Annotated in this window: 16 protein-coding genes, 7 tRNA genes, 3 rRNA genes and 2 pseudogenes; 1 reads left to right on the top strand and 27 read right to left on the bottom strand. The window is 48.4% G+C overall.

All coding sequences use genetic code 11. The features are described from left to right. Nucleotides 1–239 precede the first annotated feature (239 nt). The 9 genes from glmM to L0M13_RS00455 all read right to left on the bottom strand — a co-directional run bounded on the left by glmM (nucleotide 240) and on the right by L0M13_RS00455 (nucleotide 7,648). On the bottom strand, nucleotides 240–1,589 hold the full coding sequence (gene glmM / locus L0M13_RS00495; RefSeq protein ID WP_235197834.1) for a phosphoglucosamine mutase: 1,350 nt from the start codon (nucleotides 1,587–1,589) through the stop codon (nucleotides 240–242). A gap of 74 nt (nucleotides 1,590–1,663) precedes the next feature. Continuing rightward, a complete protein-coding gene (locus L0M13_RS00490) occupies nucleotides 1,664–2,041 on the bottom strand; it encodes a CdaR family protein (RefSeq protein WP_235197833.1) in 378 nt (125 codons plus the stop codon). A gap of 19 nt (nucleotides 2,042–2,060) precedes the next feature. Next, nucleotides 2,061–2,669 carry a CdaR family protein gene (locus L0M13_RS00485; RefSeq protein WP_235197832.1) on the bottom strand — a complete coding sequence of 203 codons (609 nt, stop codon included), beginning with the start codon at nucleotides 2,667–2,669 and terminating at the stop codon, nucleotides 2,061–2,063. Then, complete coding sequence (cdaA, locus tag L0M13_RS00480) at nucleotides 2,662–3,498, bottom strand: diadenylate cyclase CdaA (RefSeq protein WP_235197831.1); 837 nt, start codon at nucleotides 3,496–3,498, stop codon at nucleotides 2,662–2,664. The genes L0M13_RS00485 and cdaA overlap by 8 nt, the downstream gene beginning before the upstream one ends. 283 nt (nucleotides 3,499–3,781) lie before the next feature. Further along, entirely contained in the window at nucleotides 3,782–4,414 is a 633-nt protein-coding gene (locus L0M13_RS00475; protein ID WP_235197830.1) for an anti-sigma factor family protein, read from the bottom strand. A gap of 12 nt (nucleotides 4,415–4,426) precedes the next feature. Beyond that, nucleotides 4,427–4,990, bottom strand: coding sequence for an RNA polymerase sigma factor SigW (gene sigW / locus L0M13_RS00470; RefSeq protein ID WP_235197829.1), 564 nt, complete (start codon nucleotides 4,988–4,990; stop codon nucleotides 4,427–4,429). A gap of 222 nt (nucleotides 4,991–5,212) precedes the next feature. Next, entirely contained in the window at nucleotides 5,213–6,121 is a 909-nt protein-coding gene (gene rocF / locus L0M13_RS00465) for an arginase (protein WP_235197828.1), read from the bottom strand. A gap of 70 nt (nucleotides 6,122–6,191) precedes the next feature. Beyond that, nucleotides 6,192–6,755 (bottom strand): GNAT family N-acetyltransferase, encoded by a 564-nt coding sequence (locus tag L0M13_RS00460; protein WP_235197827.1) that lies wholly within the window; start codon nucleotides 6,753–6,755, stop codon nucleotides 6,192–6,194. Between the two features lie 11 nt (nucleotides 6,756–6,766). Next, nucleotides 6,767–7,648 (bottom strand): LysR family transcriptional regulator, encoded by an 882-nt coding sequence (locus tag L0M13_RS00455; protein ID WP_235197826.1) that lies wholly within the window; start codon nucleotides 7,646–7,648, stop codon nucleotides 6,767–6,769. Between the two features lie 106 nt (nucleotides 7,649–7,754). On the opposite strand from L0M13_RS00455, the gene L0M13_RS00450 reads away from it, so the two are divergent. After that, on the top strand, nucleotides 7,755–8,834 hold the full coding sequence (locus tag L0M13_RS00450) for a citrate synthase/methylcitrate synthase (RefSeq protein WP_235197825.1): 1,080 nt from the start codon (nucleotides 7,755–7,757) through the stop codon (nucleotides 8,832–8,834). Nucleotides 8,835–8,907: 73 nt separating this feature from the next. Here L0M13_RS00450 and L0M13_RS00445 read toward each other — a convergent pair. From L0M13_RS00445 to L0M13_RS00360, 18 genes and pseudogenes are all read right to left on the bottom strand, one after another. After that, a tRNA-Ala gene (locus tag L0M13_RS00445) sits at nucleotides 8,908–8,980 on the bottom strand. Nucleotides 8,981–9,011: 31 nt separating this feature from the next. After that, nucleotides 9,012–9,084, bottom strand: a tRNA-Lys gene (locus L0M13_RS00440). 8 nt (nucleotides 9,085–9,092) lie between these two features. Continuing rightward, nucleotides 9,093–9,167: transfer RNA gene (locus tag L0M13_RS00435), tRNA-Gln, on the bottom strand. Nucleotides 9,168–9,177: 10 nt separating this feature from the next. After that, nucleotides 9,178–9,261, bottom strand: a tRNA-Tyr gene (locus L0M13_RS00430). Nucleotides 9,262–9,269: 8 nt separating this feature from the next. Then, nucleotides 9,270–9,345: transfer RNA gene (locus L0M13_RS00425), tRNA-Val, on the bottom strand. Between the two features lie 46 nt (nucleotides 9,346–9,391). Then, nucleotides 9,392–9,466, bottom strand: a tRNA-Glu gene (locus L0M13_RS00420). A 56-nt stretch (nucleotides 9,467–9,522) separates the two neighbouring features. Beyond that, nucleotides 9,523–9,595: transfer RNA gene (locus L0M13_RS00415), tRNA-Thr, on the bottom strand. 39 nt (nucleotides 9,596–9,634) lie between these two features. Next, nucleotides 9,635–9,750: ribosomal RNA gene (rrf, locus tag L0M13_RS00410) — 5S ribosomal RNA — on the bottom strand. A gap of 81 nt (nucleotides 9,751–9,831) precedes the next feature. Then, nucleotides 9,832–12,762: ribosomal RNA gene (locus L0M13_RS00405) — 23S ribosomal RNA — on the bottom strand. A 205-nt stretch (nucleotides 12,763–12,967) separates the two neighbouring features. Further along, nucleotides 12,968–14,517: ribosomal RNA gene (locus L0M13_RS00400) — 16S ribosomal RNA — on the bottom strand. Together the 16S, 23S and 5S rRNA genes with 7 tRNA genes alongside form the textbook arrangement of a ribosomal RNA operon. Nucleotides 14,518–15,020: 503 nt before the next feature. Further along, nucleotides 15,021–15,704 (bottom strand): KinB-signaling pathway activation protein, encoded by a 684-nt coding sequence (locus L0M13_RS00395; RefSeq protein ID WP_235197824.1) that lies wholly within the window; start codon nucleotides 15,702–15,704, stop codon nucleotides 15,021–15,023. 163 nt (nucleotides 15,705–15,867) lie between these two features. Then, nucleotides 15,868–16,933: pseudogene (locus tag L0M13_RS00390) on the bottom strand (P-loop NTPase). A 307-nt stretch (nucleotides 16,934–17,240) separates the two neighbouring features. Next, entirely contained in the window at nucleotides 17,241–17,633 is a 393-nt protein-coding gene (gene rpsI / locus L0M13_RS00385) for a 30S ribosomal protein S9 (protein WP_033542771.1), read from the bottom strand. A gap of 29 nt (nucleotides 17,634–17,662) precedes the next feature. Further along, nucleotides 17,663–18,100, bottom strand: a complete 438-nt coding sequence (rplM, locus tag L0M13_RS00380; protein ID WP_235197823.1) for a 50S ribosomal protein L13 — start codon at nucleotides 18,098–18,100, stop codon at nucleotides 17,663–17,665. Nucleotides 18,101–18,299: 199 nt separating this feature from the next. After that, on the bottom strand, nucleotides 18,300–19,043 hold the full coding sequence (gene truA, locus L0M13_RS00375; protein ID WP_235197822.1) for a tRNA pseudouridine(38-40) synthase TruA: 744 nt from the start codon (nucleotides 19,041–19,043) through the stop codon (nucleotides 18,300–18,302). An 11-nt stretch (nucleotides 19,044–19,054) separates the two neighbouring features. Beyond that, nucleotides 19,055–19,851, bottom strand: a pseudogene (locus L0M13_RS00370) (energy-coupling factor transporter transmembrane component T family protein). Continuing rightward, on the bottom strand, nucleotides 19,848–20,720 hold the full coding sequence (locus L0M13_RS00365; RefSeq protein ID WP_235197821.1) for an energy-coupling factor ABC transporter ATP-binding protein: 873 nt from the start codon (nucleotides 20,718–20,720) through the stop codon (nucleotides 19,848–19,850). The pseudogene L0M13_RS00370 and the gene L0M13_RS00365 overlap by 4 nt, the downstream one beginning before the upstream one ends. Continuing rightward, nucleotides 20,696–21,544 (bottom strand): energy-coupling factor ABC transporter ATP-binding protein, encoded by an 849-nt coding sequence (locus tag L0M13_RS00360; RefSeq protein ID WP_235197820.1) that lies wholly within the window; start codon nucleotides 21,542–21,544, stop codon nucleotides 20,696–20,698. Before L0M13_RS00360 ends, L0M13_RS00365 begins: the two co-directional genes overlap by 25 nt. Between the last annotated feature and the right edge of the window lie 268 nt (nucleotides 21,545–21,812).

Genomic DNA, 21,812 nt, shown 5'->3' with positions numbered 1-21,812 from the left:
TTTAAGACTGATGGATGTGAAATAAAAAATGCGCGCGTTTGGATGAATTTGCGTGCGTTCATGGGAAAATACGCGCGTTCAAAAGGATTTGTGCGCGTTCAGTGAAAAATGCGCGCGCTCGCAGAGATTTGCGCGCGTTCAACTGAATTTACGCGCGCTAGCCGCCTTCACACTCTCCATTTGCTCCCCATAAAAAAAACCGGAAGCATCCGCCTCCGGTCCGTCTCGCTTTATTAAACTTAATTCATGCCCATTTCTGCTCGCACTACTTCAGCAATGCGCTCCACGTAGCTTTCACAGTCTTCCACTGAAGCTGCTTCCACCATCACGCGGACAAGCGGTTCTGTTCCGGACGGGCGCACGAGTACGCGCCCGTTGCCGTTCATTTCGTTTTCCACTTCGGCAATCTTCTGTGCCACTTTGGCATTGTCCGTCACGGCGTGTTTGTCCGTCACACGGATATTAACGAGCTTCTGCGGGAAGATCGTCATCTCCTCTGCCAGCTCAGACATTTTTTTGCCGGTGATCTTCATGATGTTGACCAACTGCAAGCCTGTCAATAAACCATCGCCGGTTGTGTTGTAATCAAGGAAAATGATGTGGCCGGATTGTTCGCCGCCCAAGTTGTAATCATTTTTCTTCATCTCTTCCACTACGTAGCGGTCGCCGACAGCTGTCTGTTTGCTTTCCATGCTGTGTGCTTCCAACGCTTTATAGAAGCCCATATTGCTCATCACAGTAGAAACGACCGTGTTTTTCTTCAATCGTCCTTCGGAATGCAAATGTTTCGCGATTATGTACATAATCTGGTCGCCATCTACAATAGTTCCTTTTTCATCCACTGCGATCAAACGGTCGCCGTCGCCATCAAACGCAAGGCCGATATCCGCTTTTTTCGCTACTACCAGTTCAGCCAGTTTTTCAGGATGCGTCGAACCGACATGGTCGTTAATGTTCAAGCCGTTTGGCGAAGCGCCCATCGTTGAGATGTCTGCATCCAAATCCGCAAATACGTGTGTCGCTAATGTTGAAGTAGCACCGTGTGCACAGTCAAGCGCCACATGGATGCCTGCGAACTCTTCGTCCACTGTCTGTTTCAGATACTGGATGTATTTCTGTCCGCCTTCAAAATAATCCGTCACGCTGCCAAGATCTCCGCCAGTTGGGCGCGGCAATGTATCTTCTTCTGCGTCAAGCAATGCTTCGATCTCAAATTCCTGGTCATCCGACAATTTAAAGCCATCCGAACCAAAGAATTTGATACCGTTGTCTTCAACCGGGTTGTGTGAAGCTGAAATCATGACACCGGCTTCTGCACTCATGACACGGGTTAAATAAGCAACTCCTGGTGTGCTGATGACGCCGAGGCGCATCACTTCTGCACCGACGGATAAAAGGCCGGCTGCTAGTGCGCCTTCCAACATTTCCCCGGAAATACGCGTATCGCGGCCGATTAACACTTTCGGTTTGCCTTTTGAGCTTTTTGTTAAGATATATCCGCCGAAGCGGCCTAATTTAAATGCTAATTCCGGTGTTAGTTCGGTATTCGCTACACCCCGCACACCATCAGTTCCAAAATATTTTCCCATTATTTTCTCTCCTTCAATTCTTAAGCTTGAATTGTTTTATGATGCTCCATTTTGTTTTATTGCGCTAAAGACATTTACGACGGATCGTCTTCTGCCAGAACCGGATTTTCCACGTCTTCCGGCAGCTGGACCGATTCATCCACACTAATTTCCGCTTCCACCGTCAGTTTCCCAGGCGACACGCTGCTCGTGCCTTTCGGCTTTTTCAGTTCCGCTTCCACCGTTGTATCGGTCGGCGTGATGACACCGGCATTAACTTCGACGACAAATTCCGTCAATGCATCCACCACTGCCGGCGGACCTGAAATCTTCACGGTTTCACTGGACGGCGTCAGCGAATCGATCGTAACACCTGTCTGAGGCTCACCGTTCTCTTCAATCGAGACGGGCACTTCTTTGCTGTATTCTTCAATATCCACGGCCACTTCGACCACTTCCGGTTCAATCGTCACGTTTTCGAGCTTCGTCAAATCATTGGCAAGAACCCGGACCCGCTTCCGTAGTAAAGGAATCGTCCAGTCCCGCTTCCCCCGTAACGGTCGCTTTCACAAAACTGATGGCATCAATGACGCTCTTCGGCCCGGTAACAGCCACCGTCTTCGGCTCAGCAGTTATGCCTTTCAGCACAAATCCTTCCGCCAGCAAACGCTCATTAATTTCCGGATCAATCCGGAATTCCTGGGTCACCCGCTCTTCAATCGTAATATCAATAAAAGCGGGAGAAATCTGCACACGCAGTTCTTCCGATAAATTTTCTGTCTGGATCGGCACTTGGTGCTCCCCAAGCGTCAAATTGCGCAAATCCACGAACAGCGTGAAATCCTTCAGTTGACGTGTTGTCTGGACAATGCTTGTGGGACCTGAAATCGTCAAATCGACGGTCTCAGGCAATCCGCTGACCATTAAGTTCGTATCATCATAGAAAACTTCCAATGCCACATCTTCTATCTCTTCCGTTACAGTTCCGCTGCCAGCCGAATCGACTGCCTCATCGCCGGACTTCACCGTGAAAAACAGAAGAAAGGCTAATAGAAGGGCCATAATCCGCAAAAACCAAGGGTTGTCCATCATTTTATCCATTCTTTTTCCCCCTCCAATTCCAACGGGAAGAGTCGGCTGCCTGTTGTTCTGCGCCAAACCAGATGCGGCGCAATTTCACTTCAAAATCTTCCAATGACAGATTGCGGTGCAAATCACCGTTCGCCGTTAAGCTGATCGCTCCGGTTTCCTCCGACACAATGACCGTAATCGCATCCGTCACTTCACTGATTCCAAGCGCTGCCCGGTGCCGCGTCCCCAGTTCTTTTGAAATGAACGGGCTTTCCGACAAAGGCAGGTAGCAGGCGGCGGCCGCTATCCGGTTTTTCTGGATGATTACAGCTCCATCATGCAAAGGCGTATTCGGGATAAATAAATTAATGAGCAACTCTGACGTAATGTCTGAGTTCATCGGGATTCCAGTTTCGATATATTCACTCAATCCCGTTTCGCGTTCAATCGAAATAAGCGCACCGATGCGGCGTTTTGCCATATAACTGACCGATTTAGACATCGCATCAATTAAACGGCCCCGCTCCGATTCCTCATTCAATTGGCTGCTCGAAAACAGCTTCCCTCGCCCTAACTGTTCCAATGCACGGCGCATTTCGGGCTGGAATATGATGATGATGGCCAAGAATCCCCAATTCAATACTTGCTGCATAATCCATCCAAGCGTTTCCAAATTGAGTGCCTGGGTAATCAGATACGCAATAATGATAAAGAAGATTCCTTTTAACAATTGGACGGCTTTCGTCCCTTTAATAATCGTAATTAATTTATATACAACGAACCATACCAATAAAATATCAATGACATTCACTAAAAGTTCGAGTGGTGTTTGGTCGGTTAAATTCTCCAAAAACGGCATCTGCAACCCTCACTTTTCAACATCTGCATATCTAATAGTATAGCATAATCAAATCACGCCTGCCTTGCTTGGAGGGGTTCTAAAACGCATAAACTCTCTTCAAAATTTTTACAATGCGGACGATACAACCCATTTCCGAATAATTTGGCCCACGCTATTTCCGTTGCCTTCCCAAACAGCCAAACTTTTCTCCCGCAATCCGCAGTCAACTGCAGCTTTCTTTTTTATTTTCCCATTAAAAAAACTCCATAAGCCGATTTCACTGGCTTACAGAGTTGTCTCTTTATTCTTCCATATCTTCGCTGCCGCTAAAAATAGTGGCCGCTTCTTTCACGCCTGACTTGATTTGATACCAGAGCCATTCGAAAGCACGGTCGATTTCTTCAATTTCCCCGGTGATGACACCACTTGATGCCATATACTTGCCGTTGACGATGGTTACGTCTCCGCGCAGTTCACCTTCGACCCGGATGTCTCCGTTACGGACGGTGATATCCCCTGTCACGACTTGCCCTTCCGGCACGACCACCGTTTCACCCTCCACTACCAGGTTTTCCTGTTTTGTGAATGCAAATTGCTGATCGTCATTGAAGTTCGTGAACAAGGCCGCGCTCATCAAAATACAGAACAGCGCTGCAGCCGTCAAAATCGGATTTTTGCGGAACCAGCGTTGGACGCCGCCGCGTTGGCTTTGTTTCGGCAGCCGCTGCATCGTCTTTTGGACAAAATCGGCAGGTGCCTGTATATGAGATGCACTTTGGACAAATGCAATCGTTTTGGTCAGTTCATGGTATTGCTTTCGACAATCGATGCAGCTTTCTAAATGCGCCTTCAAAACGGCTTCGTCGGCAGCATTTATATCCCCATCTAAATAATCATCCATATACTGAATGATGTTCTCCGGACACGTATTCATCGTGCTCGCCTCCTACAAATTGCTCAATTGCTTCCGAAGAGCTTCTCGTCCCCGGTGTATCCGCGTTTTCACGGTCCCAAGCGGCAAATCCAAAATCTCGCTGATTTCCGCCAGCGGCAATTCTTCAATGTACTTTAATACAATAGCGGCACGGTACTTATCTGGCAAGCGGCTGATCTCATATTGCACACGTTCCTGGACTTCCATCCGCATCAGCTCTTCTTCAGGCAGCTGATCGTCGCTTGCAATAGAGGAGTACATATCCAAGCCTTCCGTTCCGCGCACTTCCGCATCCAGATGGTAATCCGGCTTTTTCTTGCGGATCCGGTCGATGCATAAATTCGTCGCAATGCGGTACAGCCATGTCGAAAATTTACGCTGCTGATCGAACGTATGAAGATTGACGTAAGCACGCATAAACGCTTCTTGCGCAATATCTTCCGCTTCATGCTTGTTGTTCAGCATGCGGTAGCAGATTTGATAAAGCTGGTGCTGATACAGCTCAACGATTTCGGCGAATGCGTTCTGATCGCCTTTTAACACTTTTTTTATTCGTTTATTGACTAACGCATCCATAATCTCATTTCCCTCCGCCTATGCGGCTGTCTTTTATATACGGACTAGATTCCAAAAGGTTTCAAATTAAATGTTCTTTTTTACAAATCTCTTTCTATCGTATCAAAGTTTACCCATTTAAATCCATGAAATTTTGCGACTCTTTCCGATATAAAAGCTTTTGGCAATAAAAGAAACATTTCTGCCCATAAAAAAACAGGCTTTCGCCTGCTTTTCGCTCGTTTATACTAATTTTTCACCAAACAACGAACCGATCAATGCGACCGCTACATCCGCTGTCCGGTTCTTTTCGTCTAAAATCGGATTAACTTCAACAAACTCAGCAGAAGTGATAATGCCGGCGTCAAATAATAATTCCATTGCCAAGTGGCTTTCACGGTAAGTGATGCCGCCTGGAACCGGTGTGCCGACCCCTGGCGTGTACAAAGGATCGATGCCATCAAGGTCAAGCGATAAATGCACAGCGTCTGTCCGGCGCTCTTCTTTCAAGTACTGGATGGCATCTGCAATGACTTCATTCATACCCATTTTATCGATTTCGTGCATGCTATATACACGGATGCCGCGCTCTTTGATCAATTCCCGCTCTCCCGGGTCGACCGAACGCGCTCCGATGATGACAATGTTTTCCGGTTTCACTTTTGGCGAATAGCCGCGGATGTGCGTCAATTGCTCATGCCCAAGCCCGAAGCTTGCAGCAAGCGGCATGCCGTGGATATTGCCGGATGGCGATGTGTCGCTCGTATTCATGTCTGCGTGCGCATCGTACCAAATGACGCCAAGATTTTCATGGCGTTCTGAAATTCCTGCAAGCGTTCCGATTGCAATGCTGTGGTCGCCGCCTAGAACTAATGGGAAGTTTCCAGCTTCCGCCACTTCAAAAACTTTTGCGCCCAGCGCTTCCGTTGCTTCTGTAATCACTTTCAAATTGCGCAGATTCGTGTTTTCTTCCACTGAACCGTCTGCTTGCCCGATTTGGATGTCCCCTTCATCCTTCACCGTATAGCCAAGTTCCTCGATGCGTTCGACCACTCCTGCGTAGCGGATGGCACTTGGCCCCATGTCGACGCCGCGGCGATTTTGCCCGTGGTCCATTGGTACACCGATAATCGATACATTCTTTTTATTCATGATTTTATTCCCCCTTAACAAGATGCATTCATTGTAACTGCTAAAGGGGACTTGGCTCAACCGTACAAAATCACGTATATTTATTCAACTTTTCCAACAATTCTTTTTCCACTTCCGGCCATTCCCGATCGATGATGGAATAGACCACAGCATCTCTCGGTTTGCCCGTAGACCGGATCCGCTCATTGCGCAGCACCCCTTCTTTTACTGCACCGATGCGTTCCAATGCTTTCTGTGAACGGATATTTTTAGCATCTGTCTTGAATTGCACACGAATCATGCCGCGTTCTTCAAAACAATAGTGGAGAAGCGCCAATTTCACTCGGGTATTCACATGTGTGCGCTGTGCCGATTCTGCATAGAACGTCGAGCCGATTTCACAGCTTTTATTCGTTTCATCGATTGCATAGATGCGGGTTGTCCCGATAATTTCCGGCGTTTCCGGGTTCTCGACGGCAAAGATCAACACGTTGGACTGGTTCAGCCCGGATGCAAGCCACGCTTCCAACTGCTCAAAAGTTTCCACTTTCGTCAGCATGTGTTCGAAAATCCCCGGTGTATACAATTCCCAAAGCGCTTCAAAATCCTCTCTCTTCAATAAACGCAAGCGAATGCCTGGCTGTTCAATTATCATTTCTTCTCCTCCTAACTAAAATAGACCGATTGGATCCGCTGCAAAAATTCCTTTTCGAGCTCGCCCATCTCTTTCGCTAAAAAATAGGTCGATACTTTAGGCAACGGAAACAAGTCAAAATGGGCATCCATCAAGCGCCCTTCAATCAATTCCCGCCGCACCATGGATCTCGGCAGAAACGATACGCCGAGCCCTTCCTGGATAAACCTTTTCACAATATGTGCCTGTGTCACTTTCATCGTCCGGATTCCCGTCACTTGCAAACGCAATTTCAGCAGCAATTCCTCCCAAAATACCGGATGGTGATGAGTAAACAAAAACGAAGATTGAAGCATCGCTTCGGCTGAAACAGTCGGTCCACTTTCGTCATCATAGGCGTCTCGCGGCAAAATGAATAAGAGCGGATCGTCGTAGACAATTTCATGGAGAATATTCCTTCGCACCGGCGGCAAGGCCGAAATTCCCGCTGAAACTTCTCCGTTTTCTACCAAGTCCTCGATTTTTTCGGATTCTTCTACCTGTATCACCAGTTCAATATACGGATGATTCAATGTGAAGGATTTTAAGATATACGGGAGAACCGTCTCAGCCATTAACGGAGAAATAGCCAATCGCCATTTCTGACGATATCCTTGTGCAAAGGCATGCAGTCCTTCAACGCTCAAATCCACTTGCACTAAAATTTTTCTTGCTTCACCGAGAAAATGGCGCCCTTCATCGGTCAGTTCTACCCGATTCCTTTCCCGTTTAAATAGGAGTATTCCTAAACTCTCTTCTAATAACCGGATGTGTACGGTCACATTGGGCTGTGACATCAACAAGCGTTCGGATGTCTTCCTGAAATTTAAGGTTTCCGCCGCATCCACAAAAGTTTTTAACCAAGAAAGTTCCATAACTGCCTCCTTTCTCAATTAATAATTTGAATTGTTTTAATTATATATCTTTAATTTTTATAATCAATACAGCGAGGTATGATAAAAGAAAAGGAGGAGAAGGAACATGTTCCAAAAAGGCTTAAAAGGTGTAGTAGCGGTCCAGACAGGCATTGCATCTGTCGACGGGGATAAAGGGGAATTACGCTATCGCGGAAAATTAGTGCATGAAGTGATCAAAGGAAAATCATTTGAAGAAACGGCTTATTTCTTATGGCATGGGCATAGCGCAAGCGCTACAGAACTTGAAGACTGGGAAGCTTCTTTCATTAAATACCGGAAAGTACCGGAACACATCTTGGAAATCGCGAAATTGCTGCCAAAAGAAGCCCCTATCATGGACGGGCTGCGTACTTTACTTTCAGCTTATAGCCAACAAGAATTTTCACGTACAACTCCTGAGCAACAAGCGTTATCTCTCGTTTCAGTCTTTCCGGTTTTAACGGCTTTACTCTACCGCTTACAGCAAGGACTCCCACCCATCGATGCTCGGGAAGATTTGAACCACACGGCCAATTATTTATGGATGTTAAAAGGTACAGAGCCGACAGCTGCCCAAATTGAGGCATTGGAAACTTATTTAAAATTGACCATGGAGCACGGCATGAACGCCTCCACTTTCGCCGCACGGGTGACGGTTTCTACCGAATCGGATATGGTGTCAGCCATCACATCAGCGATCGGAACGATGAAAGGCCCCTTGCATGGCGGCGCTCCTTCTGGTGTCATCGATCTGTTGGAAGAAATCCAATCTCCCGAACGAATTGAACCCGTCATTGCCCATAAACTTGATGAAGGAGAGAAAATCATGGGGTTCGGCCATCGCATTTACCGGACAGAAGATCCGCGTTCCATTTTATTGCGTGAAACTTGTTTGGCACTCGCAGGCGAAGACCCTTGGCTCGATTTAGCCGTATCTGCAGAACAGGAAATCATCCGCTTGCTGAATGAACGAAAACCGGGGCGCGCCCTTTACACAAATGTTGAATTTTATGCAGCTGCCATTATGCGCTCGATCGATATGCCGCCGGCTTTATTCACACCCACTTTCAGTGTCGCTCGCATAGTCGGCTGGACTGCTCACGTACTCGAACAGCAGCGGGACAATGTCATTTTCCGGCCGCAATCCGAATACATTGGAAACTAACTAAAAAAAACCCGTCTCCAAGTTAATGGAAACGGGTTTTTACACATGGATAGTACAAATACACATGGAACAATGGAGCCTAGGGGGCTCGAACCCCTGACCTCGACACTGCCAGCGTCGCGCTCTCCCAGCTGAGCTAAGGCCCCGCGCTGAACAGGCGCAGGAAAAAAATAAAAATGAGCCATGAAGGATTCGAACCTTCGACCCTCTGATTAAAAGTCAGATGCTCTACCAACTGAGCTAATGGCTCGAAAAAAATGGCTGGGGTACCTGGATTCGAACCAGGGCATGACGGGATCAAAACCCGTTGCCTTACCGCTTGGCTATACCCCAAAGATAAAACTGGTGGTGGGGGGCAGATTCGAACTGCCGAACCCGAAGGAGCGGATTTACAGTCCGCCGCGTTTAGCCACTTCGCTACCCCACCGAGAAGAATGGTGGAGGATGACGGGATCGAACCGCCGACCCTCTGCTTGTAAGGCAGATGCTCTCCCAGCTGAGCTAATCCTCCACGAAAATCAAAATTTATTTCTATAAATTGTTTTTAAAAAACAATTTGGTGACCCCTACGGGATTCGAACCCGTGTTACCGCCGTGAAAGGGCGGTGTCTTAACCGCTTGACCAAGGGGCCAATATAAATAGTATAACAGTCTCTCACCAATCTACAAAACCTTATGGAAATCAAAAAGCTTCCAACCGGGTTCGAACCGGTGACCTCTTCCTTACCATGGAAGCACTCTACCTGCTGAGCTATGGAAGCAAGGTAAAAGATTCGTTGCGGTAAAAAAAACATAGAATAGCCCAGCGACGTCCTACTCTCACAGGGGGAGACCCCCAACTACCATCGGCGCAAAAGAGCTTAACTTCCGTGTTCGGGATGGGAACGGGTGTGGCCTCTTTGCCATCATCACTGGACTATTTTTTTCAGAGTGACTTGTTCACTCAAAACTGGATATTCGACATGAAACAAACGCAACGCGCTCTTCAAAAAGCATTTTGGTTAAGTCCTCGATCGATTAGTATTCGTCAGCTGCACGTGTCGCCACGCTTCCACCTCGAACCTATCTACCTCATCGTCTTTGAGGGATCTTACTTGCTTGCGCAATGGGAAATCTCATCTTGAGGGGGGCTTCGTGCTTAGATGCTTTCAGCACTTATCCCGGCCACACATAGCTACCCAGCGATGCCCTTGGCAGAACAACTGGTACACCAGCGGTGTGTCCATCCCGGTCCTCTCGTACTAAGGACAGCTCCTCTCAAATTTCCTGCGCCGCGACGGATAGGGACCGAACTGTCTCACGACGTTCTGAACCCAGCTCGCGTACCGCTTTAATGGGCGAACAGCCCAACCCTTGGGACCGACTACAGCCCCAGGATGCGATGAGCCGACATCGAGGTGCCAAACCTCCCCGTCGATGTGGACTCTTGGGGGAGATAAGCCTGTTATCCCCGGGGTAGCTTTTATCCGTTGAGCGATGGCCCTTCCATGCGGGACCACCGGATCACTAAGCCCGTCTTTCGACCCTGCTCGACCTGTACGTCTCGCAGTCAAGCTCCCTTGTGCCTTTACACTCTGCGAATGATTTCCAACCATTCTGAGGGAACCTTTGGGCGCCTCCGTTACTCTTTAGGAGGCGACCGCCCCAGTCAAACTGCCCGCCTGACACTGTCTCCCACCCCGATCAGGGGTGTGGGTTAGAATTTCAATACAACCAGGGTAGTATCCCACCGACGCCTCCTCCGAAGCTGGCGCTCCGGGCTCAAAGGCTCCTACCTATCCTGTACAAGTTGCACCAAAATTCAATATCAGGCTACAGTAAAGCTCCACGGGGTCTTTCCGTCCTGTCGCGGGTAACCTGCATCTTCACAGGTACTATAATTTCACCGAGTCTCTCGTTGAGACAGTGCCCAGATCGTTACGCCTTTCGTGCGGGTCGGAACTTACCCGACAAGGAATTTCGCTACCTTAGGACCGTTATAGTTACGGCCGCCGTTTACTGGGGCTTCAGTTCGCACCTTCGCTTGCGCTAAGCACTCCCCTTAACCTTCCAGCACCGGGCAGGCGTCAGCCCCTATACGTCACCTTACGGTTTTGCAGAGACCTGTGTTTTTGCTAAACAGTCGCCTGGGCCTATTCACTGCGGCTCTCTCGGGCTGTAACACCCTACCAGAGCACCCCTTCTCCCGAAGTTACGGGGTCATTTTGCCGAGTTCCTTAACGAGAGTTCACTCGCTCACCTTAGAATTCTCTTCTCGCCTACCTGTGTCGGTTTGCGGTACGGGCACCTCCCCTCGCTAGAGGCTTTTCTTGGCAGTGTGAAATCAGGGACTCGAGGATGAATCCTCTTGCCGTCACAGCTTAACGTATCAGGAATGGGATTTGCCTCATTCCACGCCTCACTGCTTGGACGCGCACAACCAACGGCGCGCTCACCTTATCCTTCTGCGTCCCCCCATTGCTCAAACGGCGGGGAGGTGGTACAGGAATATCAACCTGTTGTCCATCGTCTACGCCTATCGGCCTCGACTTAGGTCCCGACTGACCCTGAGCGGACGAGCCTTCCTCAGGAAACCTTAGGCATTCGGTGGACGGGATTCTCACCCGTCTTTCGTTACTCATACCGGCATTCTCACTTCTAAGCGCTCCACCAGTCCTTCCGGTCTGACTTCAACGCCCTTAGAACGCTCTCCTACCACGGACCTCAGATGAGGTCCATCCACAGCTTCGGTAATCCGTTTAGCCCCGGTACATTTTCGGCGCAGTGTCACTCGACCAGTGAGCTATTACGCACTCTTTAAATGATGGCTGCTTCTAAGCCAACATCCTGGTTGTCTAAGCAACGCCACATCCTTTTCCACTTAACGGATATTTGGGGACCTTAGCTGGTGGTCTGGGCTGTTTCCCTCTTGACTACGGATCTTATCACTCGCAGTCTGACTCCCAATCATAAATCACTGGCATTCGGAGTTTGTCTGAATTCGGTAACCCGGGATGGGCCCCTAGTCCAAACAGTGCTCTACCTCCAGGATTCTCAAGATTGAGGCTAGCCCTAAAGCTATTTCGGAGAGAACCAGCTATCTCCAGGTTCGATTGGAATTTCTCCGCTACCCACACCTCATCCCCGCACTTTTCAACGTGCGTGGGTTCGGGCCTCCAGTAAGTGTTACCTTACCTTCACCCTGGACATGGGTAGATCACCTGGTTTCGGGTCTACAACTGCATACTCATTCGCCCTATTCAGACTCGCTTTCGCTGCGGCTCCGCCTTCTCAGCTTAACCTTGCATGCAATCGTAACTCGCCGGTTCATTCTACAAAAGGCACGCCATCACCCATTAACGGGCTTTGACTACTTGTAGGCACACGGTTTCAGGATCTGTTTCACTCCCCTTCCGGGGTGCTTTTCACCTTTCCCTCACGGTACTGGTTCACTATCGGTCACTAGGGAGTATTTAGCCTTGGGAGATGGTCCTCCCGGATTCCGACGGAATTTCACGTGTTCCGCCGTACTCAGGATCCACTCGGGAGATCCGAACCTTTCAGCTACAGGGCTGTTACCTTGTCTCGCGGACCGTTCCAGGTCGCTTCGCTTAAATTCGGATTTTGTAACTCCGCAATGAGTGTCCTACAACCCCAAGAGGCAAGCCTCTTGGTTTGGGCTGTTCCCGTTTCGCTCGCCGCTACTCAGGGAATCGCATTTGCTTTCTCTTCCTCCAGGTACTTAGATGTTTCAGTTCCCTGGGTCTGCCTTCTCATGTGCTATGTATTCACACATGGATACCGCCCCATTAAAGGCGGTGGGTTCCCCCATTCGGAAATCTCCGGATCATCGCTCACTTACAGCTCCCCGAAGCATATCGGTGTTAGTGCCGTCCTTCTTCGGCTCCTAGTGCCAAGGCATTCACCGTGCGCCCTTTCTAACTTAACCAAGTGGTTTGTTAAAAAGTGGATCCCAATTGGGATCGTGCTTGCATGAATTGCTTGTTTTCATTTGTTTCAATGTCGTTTTATCCAGTTTTCAAAGAACAAGTTTGAAGTCACAAAACAGGCTCACGCCTGAAGGGTGAACCTTCAAAACTGAACGCAAAACGTCAACACAAGATCTAAGATCTTGTTTCCGAATAAATCCTTAGAAAGGAGGTGATCCAGCCGCACCTTCCGATACGGCTACCTTGTTACGACTTCACCCCAATCATCTGTCCCACCTTCGGCGGCTGGCTCCACTAGGGTTACCCCACCGACTTCGGGTGTTACAAACTCTCGTGGTGTGACGGGCGGTGTGTACAAGGCCCGGGAACGTATTCACCGTGGCATGCTGATCCACGATTACTAGCGATTCCGGCTTCATGCAGGCGAGTTGCAGCCTGCAATCCGAACTGAGAACGGTTTTCTGGGATTGGCTCCCCCTCGCGGGTTGGCTGCCCTTTGTACCGTCCATTGTAGCACGTGTGTAGCCCAGGTCATAAGGGGCATGATGATTTGACGTCATCCCCACCTTCCTCCGGTTTGTCACCGGCAGTCACCTTAGAGTGCCCAACTGAATGCTGGCAACTAAGATCAAGGGTTGCGCTCGTTGCGGGACTTAACCCAACATCTCACGACACGAGCTGACGACAACCATGCACCACCTGTCACCGCTGTCCCCGAAGGGAAAGCCTTGTCTCCAAGGCGGTCAGCGGGATGTCAAGACCTGGTAAGGTTCTTCGCGTTGCTTCGAATTAAACCACATGCTCCACCGCTTGTGCGGGCCCCCGTCAATTCCTTTGAGTTTCAGCCTTGCGGCCGTACTCCCCAGGCGGAGTGCTTAATGCGTTAGCTGCAGCACTAAGGGGCGGAAACCCCCTAACACTTAGCACTCATCGTTTACGGCGTGGACTACCAGGGTATCTAATCCTGTTTGCTCCCCACGCTTTCGCGCCTCAGCGTCAGTTACAGACCAGAAAGTCGCCTTCGCCACTGGTGTTCCTCCACATCTCTACGCATTTCACCGCTACACGTGGAATTCCACTTTCCTCTTCTGCACTCAAGTTCCCCAGTTTCCAATGACCCTCCACGGTTGAGCCGTGGGCTTTCACATCAGACTTAAGGAACCGCCTGCGCGCGCTTTACGCCCAATAATTCCGGACAACGCTTGCCACCTACGTATTACCGCGGCTGCTGGCACGTAGTTAGCCGTGGCTTTCTGGTGAGGTACCGTCAAGGTACCAATAGTTAGTTGGTACGTGTTCTTCCCTCACAACAGAGTTTTACGATCCGAAAACCTTCGTCACTCACGCGGCGTTGCTCCGTCAGACTTGCGTCCATTGCGGAAGATTCCCTACTGCTGCCTCCCGTAGGAGTCTGGGCCGTGTCTCAGTCCCAGTGTGGCCGGTCACCCTCTCAGGTCGGCTACGCATCGTGGCCTTGGTGGGCCGTTACCCCACCAACTAGCTAATGCGCCAGCAGGCCATCCTGCAGTGACAGCCGAAACCGTCTTTCCGTGAAGCCTCAGGTGAGACTTCAAACTATTCGGTATTAGCACCGGTTTCCCGGAGTTATCCCGATCTGCAGGGCAGGTTGCCCACGTGTTACTCACCCGTCCGCCGCTAAACACTTGGAGCAAGCTCCAAGTGTTCCGCTCGACTTGCATGTATTAGGCACGCCGCCAGCGTTCGTCCTGAGCCAGGATCAAACTCTCCATTATAGAGTAGTATTGATTGCTCAATGCTGGCGCATCGCCGTCTCCGAAAAGACGCACGATTCGCTTTGATCTGGTCAAGCCTGATCAGTAAGTTTGTGGCGCGGGACCCGAAAGTCCGTTGCCGATATTGTTGACGTTTTGCTGTTCAGTTTTCAAGGTTCATGTTGCCGCCGGTATTGTTTGTGTTGTTCGTTGTTGCTTGGCGACTTTTATTATATTAAAGCATGTTTATATTCCTGTCAACACTTTTGGAAAACTTTTTACCGAAGTTCTTTTTTTGTTTTCTTCATTCTTGAATTCCCTTCATCAAAACCCTATTACACCGCGATTCCAAGGAATTTCAATCAGCAATTTTAATAACCGAATGAACGTGATTTTCGGAAGTAATACTTTTCTGAAATTTTATTTGTTGGCAGTTCCCTTATCTTCCTCGATTTCGTTTATTGCTTTCTTATAAGAAAAAGCGTTTTGAACTTCTTCTATATAGAGAAGTTCAAAACGCTTTTTTATTTTTTTGCAGTTGCTTGAGCCGCTGCTTTACGAGCTGCTCGCCGCTCTTCCAATCTCTGGCGGTCGATGTCCGACTGCTCATTGTATTTTGGCAAGACCAATAATTGATAAGCATTCACCGCAAGGAACGGGAATAACAGCAAAGTTACCCAACTATCGATATTCCCTGCCTCCACCATCAATGCAGGCAGCCATTCTACGGTAGTAATGACGATCATGAAGAATAAAGCTGAGATGAACGTGTCTTTGTTTGTCCATTTTGCTTTGAAGTAAGCCGTTACCACAGCTGTGATTAATAAAATCGCCAGCAATACGCCGTAGAGCCAAACTTGTCCGACCGTTTCTGCGTTAGGTGCAAAACGGAACACGATCAAATCGAGAATGACTACTGCAATGATCAACAGCTGAACCCAGTTCCATAGCCGCAGCGTACGGAAAATGTTCATGCCGATTTGGTGAACCGTCAAGTAGGCAAAGAAACAAAGCTGACTGATGATGCTCATCGTTAAACCGATAATGACCATCCAGACAAAGCCTGCCAATACTTCGCCCCATGCTCCGTCCGCTACTGCTTGTGAAAATATATCATCCCAGCGAACGAATAATCCTAGTACCCCAGTTACTCCTCCACCGATTAAAAGCGCTTTAAAGAAAAATTTGACCCAATTTCGTATCGTCACATCAATGCCTCCATTGTTTAAAATCCTCTTAAGATTGTACCAACCCCCAGAGGAAAAATCCATTGAGCTCTCAGCTAAGATGTGAACAAAGCTTGAAAGTCGTGACAATTTGCCATATATAGAAGAAAAACCCGAGAGCCGGCATAGGCAATCGGGTTCAGCATTATTGTTTTTTAGCAAACTGCGCAAGGATCTGTTCAGCAATTTCGCCGTAGATCTTCCCAGTTGGATGGTCTTCCAAGTAAACCGAAGGCGCGAAATCTTCTTCGTTCCAATCCGGCTGGCCAAGTGGGATCTGGCCCAGCAATGGCGCTTGCAATTCTTCTGCAAGTTTCGGGCCGCCGCCTTGTCCGAATAAATATTCTTTCTTGCCTGTTTCTTTGCTTTCAAACCACGACATGTTTTCAATGACGCCTAATACTTCATGGTCGGTTTGAATCGCCATCGCTCCTGCACGTGCAGCAACAAATGCTGCAGTCGGGTGAGGAGTAGTAATAACGATTTCTTTAGATGCAGGAAGCATCTGGTGGATATCAAGCGCTACGTCTCCAGTCCCTGGTGGAAGATCCAATAGAAGGTAGTCCAGGTCGCCCCATTCTACATCACGGAAGAATTGGTCCAAGACTTTCCCAAGCATTGGGCCACGCCATACAACCGGCATATTGTCTTCAACGAAGAATCCCATCGAAATGACTTTCACTCCGAAACGTTCAACCGGAATAATCGTATCACCGCGCACGACTGGGGATTTGTCGATGCCCATCATGTCTGGAACACTAAATCCGTAGATGTCCGCATCGATTAAACCAACTTTTTTGCCGAGGCGCGCTAATGCTACAGCCAAGTTGACCGATACTGTTGATTTACCGACGCCGCCTTTACCGCTGGCAATCGAAATGAATTCGACTTTATTCAGCGGAGACAATAAATCTTGTGCTTCCGATTCGCTAGCAGTCCCACGGAATTGCGCTAAAGCTTCAGGCGGCAGTTCTTCGAAACGGATTCCGACAGATCCTGCTCCCCGCTCCTTTTAGCACTTCGACCACTTTCATCTGAAGCTGCATCTGTTCTGGTGTATTTGCTTTCGCAATCGCCAGTTTCACACTTACGTGGTTTTTCTCTTCTTTTATCTTCACGGACGTAATGCCGTTTGTCTCAGTCAGCGATCTATGTAAAAACGGATCTTGAAGCTCTCCGAGTAATTCGCGAACTTGTACTTCAGTCAACATATCTCAAACACTCCCTATCACTTTTGCTCACCCTAAAGTATAACATACCGACTTTTAAATTAAATCTAATGCGACTTAGAAAAGCGGAGGTGCCCGCTTAGCTCTGACCGGCATAAGCCGATTCGGCGAAGCGGCGTTTATTTGCTGCACAGCCGGATCGGCTTATGACCCAAAGAATTGGGCACCGCAGCTGGACACTCAGAAAATCGGTGACGCCCATTTTCATTCCTAAAAGCAATATCGTTCTACCAGTTTCAAAGCAAAATAAAACCCCTTTTCTCCAAAGAGAAAAGGGGTTTCTGTAATATTAACGTTTTGAGAACTGTGGTGCACGACGAGCTGAACGCAAACCTGGTTTCTTACGTTCTTTCATACGTGGGTCACGAGTTAGCAATCCAGCAGATTTAAGTGCTGGACGGAAAGCAGGGTCTACAGTAAGTAGAGCGCGTGCAATTCCGTGGCGTACTGCTCCAGCTTGACCTGTGAAGCCTCCGCCTCTTACGTTTACAAGTACATCATAGCTTCCAAGAGTTTCAGTAGCTACTAATGGTTGTTTGATGATTTGCTCAAGTGTTTCGTATGGAACGTAGTCCGATACGTCACGGTTGTTGATTGTAATTGTGCCGTCTCCTGGTACTAAACGTACGCGAGCTGTTGAGTTTTTACGGCGACCTGTACCTAAATATTGAACTTGTGCCAAAGGTGTATCCTCCTCTTATTTACTAATGATTATCCGCGAAGCGTGTAAGCTTCTGGTTGTTGTGCTTGGTGAGCATGTTCTGGTCCAGCATAAACGTGTAGTTTTCTGAACATTTGACGTCCTAAAGAGTTTTTAGGAAGCATCCCTTTGATAGCCAATTCAAGCATTTTCGTTGGGTATTTTGTGCGCATTTCAAGTGCAGTACGCTGTTTCAACCCGCCGCTGAATTGTGTGTGGCGATAGTAGATTTTGTCAGTTAACTTTTTACCAGTTAAGTGGATTTTGTCAGCGTTGATGATGATTACGTGATCACCTGTGTCAACGTTTGGTGTGAATGTTGGTTTGTATTTACCGCGTAAGATTGAAGCGACTTCAGAAGCTAAACGTCCAAGAGTTTGCCCTTCTGCATCGACAACTAACCATTTACGCTCGACTTCGTGACCTTTAGCCATGAATGTTGTACGCATGTATATTGTCCTCCTAATATATCATCTCTTTTTTAAAATCACATGTTCCTATAGTTCCGTTGTTCCGTTTTTTCGTTATCCCTAAACACAAATAACCTTCCGGGGCATATCGTGGGGGTAATGAAAATACCATACATCATCATATAATGGATAGCCCTTAAAGTCAAGGGTTTTTATAAAAACACCAGGAAAAGTTGCTTCAGCTTTCATACTCCACATTTTCCAAGTATAAACCGTGTGCTGACGCGGTTTTACCAGCCAAACTGCGATCCGCTCCGGCGATGATTCCAGCCATCTCCGAAGCCTCCCTGCGCCCCGTTCCGATTTCCATCATCGTACCTGCAATAATCCGCACCATATTATAGAGGAAGCCGGTACCTTCGATCACCATATGCAATTCTTCCCCATGCTCTTCGAATTCCAGGCGGCGAACAGTCCGCACTTTATCCACTACAGCCGTATTCGCGGCACAGAAACTCGAGAAGTCGTGCGTCCCGAGAACCGCTTCCGCCGCTTTCCGCATTTCTTCAACATCTGGCTTCTGTTTGACATGAACCATATAATTCCGGGTAAACGGACTGATGATTGAACTGCGGTCCCATTTATAGCGATACGTCTTGCCCGCCGTATGATAGCGTGCATGAAACGCCGGATCCGCCTCTTCAATCTCGAACACCCGAATATCCTCCGGCAATAAAACATTCAGCGCTTTCAGCCAACCGTTCATCGGAATCGAAAGAGGCGTATCAAAGTGGATCACTTGCCCCGTGGCATGCACTTTTGAATCGGTGCGCCCGCTCGCCACCACTTGAATCGTTTCTCCCTTATGGATGGTTTTTAGGACTTTCATTAATTCTGCCTGAACGGTTCTAGATTCCGGCTGAACTTGATATCCTGCAAATCCTGAACCGTCGTAGGCGATTTTCGCTTTTAATCGTTTCATGCTTTCTCTCCTTAAGTGCGGAAATACCAAAGTGCAGCCGTAAACCCAGCTAGCAGCAATAAACTCAAGCTGTCAATCAGCCGCCAATCCAGCTGCCGGTAGCGTGTCCGCCCTTCGCCGCCGCGATAGCCCCGCACTTCCATGGCTGTCGCTAGATCTTCGGCCCGTTTGAACGCACTGACAAATAACGGGATCAAAAGTGGCACAACCGCTTTGATGCGCTCTTTGATTGGACCTGAGCCGATATCCGAACCTCTTGCCATCTGTGCTTTTAAAATCTTGCCAGTTTCATCCATTAAGGTCGGGATAAAGCGCAGCGAAATGGACATCATCAAGGCCAATTCATGCACAGGCAATTTAACCCTCTTAAACGGCCCCAGCAGCACTTCAATCCCGTCCGTAATCGAAATCGGCGATGTGGTCAAGGTGAGGATGCTCGTAATGAACACCAGAACCAAGAACCGGATGGAAATGAAAATCCCTTGCCTTAAGCCTTCTTCATACACTTCAACGAACCAGAAGCTGAAAAGCACATCCCCTTCTTTTGTGAAGAAGATATGCAAAAGAAACGTAAAGATCAATAAAATAAAGACCGGCTTTAATCCATTAATCAAGAAATACAAACGAATCTTCGATAAAAAGACCACGAGCAAAGTGAATACCAACAAAAGCAGATAAGTCAGGGCATTATTCGCCACAAAGACGATAGCGATAAACAGGAAGACAAATAGGATTTTAGCTCGCGGTCCAAACGGTGAACCAATGAGTCTCCCGGAATAAACCGTCCGAAAATCATTTTTTCCATCATTCAGCGCCACGCCCTTTCGCAAGAGCCAACGCGATATTCTTCGCCAAAACTTCTTCGGTCAACGAAATCCCGTCCAACTCGATTCCCAGCTTTTCTTCCAGCATCCGCTGCAATTTCACTGTCCGCGGCGGCTCTAGCCGGTAATCCATCAATTGTTCTTCATTCGCAAAAATGTCTCTCGGCTCTCCGGAAACGACGCATTTTCCATTATGCATAATCGCGATTTGATCGGCATACCGCGCAGCATCTTCCATGCTGTGCGTCACCAATACCGTCGTCAGCCCTTTTTGCACATGCAATTGATGGAATAAATCCATAATCTCCCGGCGCCCTCTCGGATCGAGCCCTGCCGTTGGTTCGTCCAACACCAGCACTTCCGGTTCCATCGCGAGAACTCCCGCAATAGCCACACGGCGCATCTGCCCTCCGGACAGATCGAATGGCGACTTTTCAAGCACTTCCGGCGGCAACCCCAGTTGAGCCACTAATTCAACAGCCCGGCGTTTCGCCTCTTCTTCCGGTACGCCATAATTCATCGGCCCAAACATGATATCTTTTAATACCGTTTCTTCAAATAATTGCTGTTCCGGAAATTGAAAGACGATCCCTACTTGCCGGCGGATATCCCGGAGGTTTTTTGCTTTAACGCCCGCCTCCACTTTACGGTCGCCTATGATGACGGAGCCTTCTGTCGGTTTCAATAACGCATTTAGATGCTGTAGAACGGTCGATTTCCCGGATCCCGTGTGGCCGATAATCGCTGTATAAGATCCCGAAGGAATGTGGATGTTCACATGATGCAGCGCCCTTTTCTCAAAAGGCGTATTTTTAGCGTAGCTATAGCCTACTTCTTGGAGTAGAATGTCCATAAATCCTCCACCAGCCCGTCTTCTGACATATGTTCACTGCTCAATTGGACGCCGGCTTCCGTTAAGAGCTTTGACATCCGCATCGCAAACGGCAAATCCAGTCCAAGATCCGTTAACTTATTGCCCGCGAAGAATACCGTTTCCGGCGTTCCTTCCAATTGCTTATGGCCCGCATTCATCACGATGATGCGATCTGCCAATGCCGCTTCCTCTAAATCATGGGTAATCGAGATAACCGTCAAACCGGTCTCTTTACGCAATTCCCGGATGGTCTCAATCACTTCCATGCGCCCTTGCGGATCGAGCATCGAAGTCGCTTCATCCAAGATCAGGAGCCTCGGACGCAAAGCAAGTGCCCCTGCAATTGCCACACGCTGCTTCTGGCCCCCTGAGAGGTGATGCGGTTCATGATTCAGGTAATCCTCCATCTTCACTTGCCGCAGCGACTCATGCACGCGCTGCACCATTTCTGCATGCGGGACGCCGTTGTTTTCCAAAGCAAAAGCTACATCATCTTGCACCGTCGCTCCCACAAATTGATTGTCCGGATTTTGAAAGACCATGCCCATCTGCGAACGGATCTCCCATAAGCTTTCTTCGGACATCTTCTGTTCCATCGTGGTCACTGTGCCGCTTTGTGGAAACAGCAACCCGTTCATCAATTTCGCAATGGTGGATTTCCCGGAACCGTTATGGCCCACGAGAGCGATCCACTCCCCTTGTTCAATCGAAAAGGAAAGCCCTTCAACTGCCGGCTTTACTGTTTCATCATCTGGCATATATGTAAATGTCACATTTTCAAAAGACATTATGTTCAAAGTCATCTCAGCTAACCTCCTCTGGCTGTTCTCATCTCTACTCTACTCGGTTTCCTAAGCATCTGTAAATATTGGTATAAATAAAAAAAGCGCGCACCTCATTCAGAGAAATGCGCTTTTCTGTCTCTATGGCTCCCCGGTTGCTTAAGCCAGGGTTGAATGAGGTGCGTAGAGCTAGACAAGACGCCGCCTTTCGGCTCGCTCATCATAACACTCAGCTTTTCATATATGTCGTATAAATCATTATGCTAAAAGAAGAGGGCGTTAACCCTCT

It is taken from the genome of Planococcus sp. 107-1, from assembly GCF_021513255.1.
Taxonomy (GTDB): domain Bacteria; phylum Bacillota; class Bacilli; order Bacillales_A; family Planococcaceae; genus Planococcus.
This window is presented reverse-complemented; position numbering and strand designations above follow the sequence as displayed.